The sequence below is a fragment of the Cupriavidus sp. CuC1 genome (genome assembly GCF_044627735.1).
GTDB lineage: Bacteria > Pseudomonadota > Gammaproteobacteria > Burkholderiales > Burkholderiaceae > Cupriavidus > Cupriavidus ulmosensis.
In genome coordinates this window covers 1-5,597 of the sequence record NZ_JBIUHC010000293.1, presented here as the reverse complement: position 1 = coordinate 5,597, position 5,597 = coordinate 1, and the positions used below count along the sequence as shown (strand labels likewise).

Here is a 5,597-nt window from a genome sequence, read left to right as displayed (position 1 = left end):
ACCCAGTAAGCCCTCGCTACGCACTCGCATAACCGCGTGAAATCAACACCTTACGTTGGCCTGAACTCAAAGTTAGGGCTAGACACGCCCGCAGCCATGGCCGCCACGACGGTCAACTCTTCGCTGAAGGTCTCGTTCAGCGACGGCAGCAGCCAAACCTACAAGCTGGCCTACCAGCCGTTCTTCATCACCGGCGACTCCGCGCCCGACGGCAAGGGCGGCACGGTCGTGGCTGGCGGTTACTACAACATCAACAACCAGCTGATCATCGACACCTCGGTGGCAGGCAAGGAACGCCGCTAGTGGTCCCCGGGAGCGTCTTTTTTTGCGCCTCATGGCGCACTCTACGGTAATCCATTAATGACGGGACTGTGCACGGCAGCCACGTGCTCCACGTTACGGCTCACTGGCTGAAGGTGTAGGCAGGCCGCCCCCCTTTTAGGGGGCTATCCAAACTGGAAACACGTTGCGTCGGCCAGGAAACACCAGGCTTGCAATCCCTATCCTAGTGGCTTGCGCGCACAGTCCGACTTCAACGCCATGGGCCGTTCCTCTCCGAAAGGCCCCTTCAGATTGCGATAACGATGCCCAATAAGGCAAAAACCCAGCGCCGAGGCTATTGCATGAGGGCGTCCCCGCAATGGGGACGCCCTTGAGTTCCGCCATTTTCGGCCGTTCGCACCGAAGCGCTTGATCGGCTTAAGGAGCCAAAAAGGCAGGCATTCGACTGAATACCGCTAGAATGACTCCCTTCATAGGGAAGCAGATGGTCGCGCACTGAACAACAGGGAGAATGCTATGCGGCTGGAGTCGTTTCGAGTGCGGAACTATCGTTCTATTCGCGATAGTGGGGATATTGCAACTTCTCGCATTACCGCGCTTTTGGGGCGCAATGAAAGCGGGAAGTCGAATCTCTTGCGTGCGTTGCACAGTCTGAATCCGATGGATGGGTTCGAAGCATTGAAGCCAATCAAGGACTTCCCGCGGCATAGGCGTCTTGAAGAGTGCATGGAACACACCCCGGTCTTGTCCACGACTTGGGTGCTGGATGAAGATGAAAAGGCCTCTTTGCTGAAGATCCTACCGCGTGCCACCCAGGTAACCAAAGTCGAAATCGGGCGTAATTACGGCAAAGTTAGGACCGTCGGATTTCCAGGGTTGGACGCTATTTCGTTCGATGCTACGGATCTAACGAACAGAGTGAGAAAAATCGCCGCCGCCGTGCGCGCAGCAGCCGAGAAGCAAGAGAGTTCTGCCGCATTGGTTGCGGCAGCGGACGCCTTCGAGGCGGGCGCGTCAAGCACGACGAACCGGGACGAGTGGGCAACGTTGGCGACGGCGGCGGCAAAAGCATTGCGGACGGCGTTGGCTGGAGCGGATGCCGAGCTAACGGAAAAGCAGGAACTGATCCTCGTCGAACTGGAAGAAATGGCGGCCAGCATCGCAGGGGATAAAGAGGCTCAGCAGAGAGCCAGAAATTGGGTCGTCGGTATAATACCAAAGTTTATTTATGTAGACGAGTATCCGCAGCTTGATGGACACCAGGACATTGCCGCCTACCTCCAGCGTAAGAATCAGAGTCAGCCAAACGAAGCAGACAAGAATTTCGAGAAATTATGCAAAGTCGCTGGCCTGAAGCCAGAGGAGCTGCAAAACCTTCTTGGACAAAATGATCATGAGACTCGCAACCAGCTCGCAAACCGTGCCAGCGCCGTAGTTACGTCCGAGATCAAGCGACTGTGGAAGGATCGTCCACTCAAGATTCGATTCAACCTTGACGCTCAACATCTCGACACAATCATTTCTGATCCTACGACCACCTATGATGTAGAGGTCAACCTGAGCGACAGAAGTCGTGGTTTCCAGTGGTTTTTCGCCTTTTACATTACTTTCTCCGCTGACACAGACGGTGGGCACGCCGAAAATGCAGTGCTCTTGCTCGATGAACCCGGTTTGTATTTGCACGCGAAGTCCCAGTCGGACTTATTACGCCATTTCGAGCATGATTTTACGAACCAAATTCTCTATTCCACGCATTCACCGTTCATGGTCCCAACGCACTCCCTCGATTCCGTGAGAACTGTCAATATTGCGGAGGACACTGGCACTACGGTAACGAACGATCCTGCTGGCGACGCGAGAACGTTATTTCCGCTTCAGGCAGCCCTTGGCTATGACCTTGCCCAAAGTCTCTTCGTGGGTCCTAACAATCTCGTCGTTGAGGGGGTCACGGACTTCTGGATTATGAGTGCGGTCAGTGCCTACTTGTCGGACAGAGGGAGGACAGCGCTTACCAATGATCTCACATTGACTCCCGCTGGCGGAGCACAGAAAGTCCCGTACATGGTTGCTCTGCTGACGTCGGAGTCCCTCAACGTTCTTGTTCTTCTTGACACTGAACGCGACTCCAAGATAACCAAGGATGAGCTGTTGAAGGCGAAACTAATTCGAGAACAGAACGTGGTCTTCGTATCGGAGGCATTCACTTCACCGCCCAACGAAGCTGACATTGAAGACATCTTCGACCCATCGAGCTATGAAGCATTGGTGCGCGAGAGCTACAGTGAAGAACTCAAAGGTAAGACGCTGAATCTCAATGCAAATATCCCACGGATTGCCAGGCGTATTGAACTTGGTCTTAGTGACATCGGTATTCCGTTTCACAAGACTCGGCCAACGCGTCTATTCCTGAAAAAGATGGCCGACGATCCCGATCAGGTGCTGTCGACTCAGAGCCTCGAACAATTCGAGAGGTTGTTCGAATTGATTAATAAACGCTTGTCCAAACAGGTTGCAAATGCCGGTAAGCCATTCGGTAGCTAGAAGCTACGACGGCCACCCGTTGGGTGGTCACTCAACTACTTCGCCGATTGCAAACGTACATATGTGGCCCGTCTTGCGTCGCTCAATCATATTCTCCGTTTTTTTCTTGCCCCGTTTGTAGCATTCGCGGCGGACGGGGCATCCGCATCCACTACCGTCGCGCTCTCCGACCGAGATCTTGTCACCTTGATCAAGGGTGCAATTTGGGTTGGTGGGATATTTATTGCCGTCTTCGCATTTTTCAGCGTAACTTTTTTCGGCATAGACGTTCGCAAGGCGCGTGCGGCATTGCTCGATGCTCAAAAGGAAACGCGTGCTCTGCTAGATGAACTGAATGTCGATTTTGCGGCCATGAAAGATTTAAAGGAGAAGCTTGAACAACTTGGGGCCCAGCTCGAAGATAGTGCCGAGCCGCCCTCCAAAAGTTATCCCCTTACAGAAAGTGTAGACTCAAGTTCCAGAGAGCTCGCGTCGACAATGCGCACTGTCAGGACAGATCTGGAACTCATCCGCGAAGTGATTAAATCAAGCGCATACGATTGGACAACAATTGGCAGGTTGGTAAAGCGGTCTGGCTTGTCACGGGATGCCATTCTCGAAGAAATTCGCAGGGCACCCGATATTCAGATTAGTACTTGCCGCACGACACAAGATTATATATTTAAGCTCAAAGTGGATTTCTAGCGATCCACTTCTGGGCGACGCACATAGACCAGTTCGGTGCGTTCGCCGCAAATGCGTTCCCGTACATGATAGGCTAACACTTTTTAACTTATACGGGCGCTGTTCAGGTTAAGCGTGGATAGCTGCTAGACTTTGGTCGTTGATATGACGAGAGCAGTCGATGAACGCCCGCCAGTTCAAGAGATTCCTGGAGTCGGTGACCAAGCTCACCGCCGGCCAGTTGGAGCAGGTACGAAGCGCGCTTACTACGGAGCATACGGAGCGCGCCAGCTATCAGGCCATCGAGGCTGCGCGGCCATGTGTATGCCGCCGATGCGGCAGTGAGAAGGTGGTCCGGAACGGCGTCCAGAACGGTCTGCAGCGCTTCCTGTGCCGCGATTGCGGAAAGACGTTCAACGCTGCATCCGGGACGCCGCTCTCGCGGCTGCGCGACAAGGAACGGTTCGACGCGTACGCGCAATGCATGAAAAATGGCCTCACGGTGCGGGAAGCAGCGGACGAGGTTGGCCTAACGTTGGACAGAGCCTTTCGGTGGCGCCATCGCTTCCTGAGTGAGGTTGTGGCGCATCAACCGAAGGGTATCAGCGGCATCCTCGAAGTCGACGAGACCTACTTCCGAGAGTCACAGAAAGGGGCCAGGAAGCTCACCAGACCCTCGCGGAAACGAGGCGGCAAGGCGGAAGGACGTGGCCGGAAAAGCAAGGACTGGGTTCCCGTCCTTGTAGGCCGCGCTCGCGGGCAGGCCCAGACAGCCGACAAGGTGCTCGGCCGGCTGACCGGCGCCGAGGTAACTGACGCGCTCAAGGACGCCGTAACGCCGGGCGAGACCATCCTCTGCACGGACGGACACTCCGCCTTTCTTCATCTGCAGCGCACCCTCGGCGTGCAGACCAAGTCGTTCGTCGCCAGCTATCACGGCCCTGTGCTCGACAAGGTCTATCACGTCCAGTCCGCCAACAACTATCACGAGCGGCTCAAGTCGTGGATACAGCGCCAACTCAGGGGCGTGGCCACCAAGTACTTGCCGAACTACCTGGCTTGGCAACGGCTGATGAGCTGGAACAAGGAAGGCGTTTCCGCCGATGAAGTCATCGCGTCAGCCCTCGGCAAGCAGGTCATCAACGTTTAATCTGAACAGCGCCCTTATACGATATAAAAGATGCTAGTTTTTCACACCTATACCCCATATGGACAAAAAGGAAAAAAACGCCAGACTAGAACTGCATCGCGTTGCTGTTGCAGCTAGAGATATCGATTGCGCAACGCAAGGCTTTGAGTTGATTTTGGAGCTGGGCAGTGAGCCTGCCGACACCCGATATCAGCCGCTACTGTTTGGTGCGGTCGTTTCCTATGCGAGACCATTCACATCAAATGATGGATTTGGTTTCCTTCCCGCGAAATGGCATAAATTTGAGCGCAGAGAATTTTCTATTGCTCACGATGAAATTATGAAATATAGGAACACCGTTGTTGCGCACAGCGACATTAGCAAGAATAAGCTGCACATATATCCAACAGGTGTTTCTCTAAGGGTAGGGGAAATATCGTTTACCTTGGATGAACCCATGTATGCCGTTGCCACGCCGCTGCTAAACAAAAGCGACATCCCAAAGTATATAGCGCTGTGTAAGTACCAACATGAAAGAATGATGAGCGCGACTATTGCTGCTGTTGAGCAGCGATTTATGCGAAAGGAAGGATTGCCACCTGTTCCATTCGAGTTTCGTCACGATCAGCCAGAAACCTAATCTTTCGCTGGATTCCGACCGTGTTGATGCGCGGAGGCCTCAACTTAGCGGTAGAGCGTCAGCTTCAATTGCGAAATCTGCCCGGCACAAAAGCCGTTGTGGGCGGTGCGGCCGTTCGTCGTTGACCGGTGAACGGCCACTCACCACGAGCGGCCGGTCGCCGAGGCATCCAGAAAATGCCTTGCCCATAATGACAATAAATGTAGCCTCGGCGCTTAGTCGACCTGTTCGGCCTTCCACACGTTCTGCTCCGTCTTCCCCATAGCCCCCCGTGCCAATATGACGTGCGTCACCTATCCCTGATAGATTAGTGAGCAACGAGGTAGGTATGACCGTCAACAA

5 protein-coding genes and 1 pseudogene are annotated in these 5,597 nt (G+C 54.1%); 5 read left to right on the top strand and 1 reads right to left on the bottom strand.

The genetic code is table 11. The features are described 5' to 3' along the window. Window positions 1–78: 78 nt before the first annotated feature. The 5 genes and pseudogenes from ACGLHR_RS50475 to ACGLHR_RS50455 form a co-directional block, all read left to right on the top strand. Window positions 79–300 (top strand): annotated as a pseudogene (locus ACGLHR_RS50475) (alkaline phosphatase); the annotation flags it as partial. A gap of 498 nt (window positions 301–798) precedes the next feature. After that, window positions 799–2,823 (top strand): AAA family ATPase, encoded by a 2,025-nt coding sequence (locus ACGLHR_RS50470; protein WP_400103488.1) that lies wholly within the window; start codon window positions 799–801, stop codon window positions 2,821–2,823. 63 nt (window positions 2,824–2,886) lie between these two features. Then, window positions 2,887–3,507 (top strand): hypothetical protein, encoded by a 621-nt coding sequence (locus tag ACGLHR_RS50465; protein WP_400103486.1) that lies wholly within the window; start codon window positions 2,887–2,889, stop codon window positions 3,505–3,507. A 160-nt stretch (window positions 3,508–3,667) separates the two neighbouring features. After that, the gene (locus ACGLHR_RS50460; protein WP_400103484.1) at window positions 3,668–4,636 is read left to right on the top strand and encodes an IS1595 family transposase; all 969 of its coding nucleotides are present in this window, start codon (window positions 3,668–3,670) and stop codon (window positions 4,634–4,636) included. Window positions 4,637–4,694: 58 nt separating this feature from the next. After that, entirely contained in the window at window positions 4,695–5,255 is a 561-nt protein-coding gene (locus tag ACGLHR_RS50455) for a hypothetical protein (protein ID WP_400103482.1), read from the top strand. Between the two features lie 39 nt (window positions 5,256–5,294). On the opposite strand, the gene ACGLHR_RS50450 is transcribed toward ACGLHR_RS50455, so the two are convergent. Then, window positions 5,295–5,597 (bottom strand): hypothetical protein (locus ACGLHR_RS50450; RefSeq protein ID WP_400103480.1); only part of this gene is annotated, 303 nt, incomplete at its 5' end.

What these genes read in the sequence shown, in the direction of transcription:
- ACGLHR_RS50470 (WP_400103488.1), top strand. Translation starts at nt 799, where the DNA reads ATGCGGCTGGAGTCGTTTCGAGTGCGGAACTATCGTTCTATTCGCGAT.
- ACGLHR_RS50460 (WP_400103484.1), top strand. Translation starts at nt 3,668, where the DNA reads ATGAACGCCCGCCAGTTCAAGAGATTCCTGGAGTCGGTGACCAAGCTC.
- ACGLHR_RS50455 (WP_400103482.1), top strand. Translation starts at nt 4,695, where the DNA reads ATGGACAAAAAGGAAAAAAACGCCAGACTAGAACTGCATCGCGTTGCT.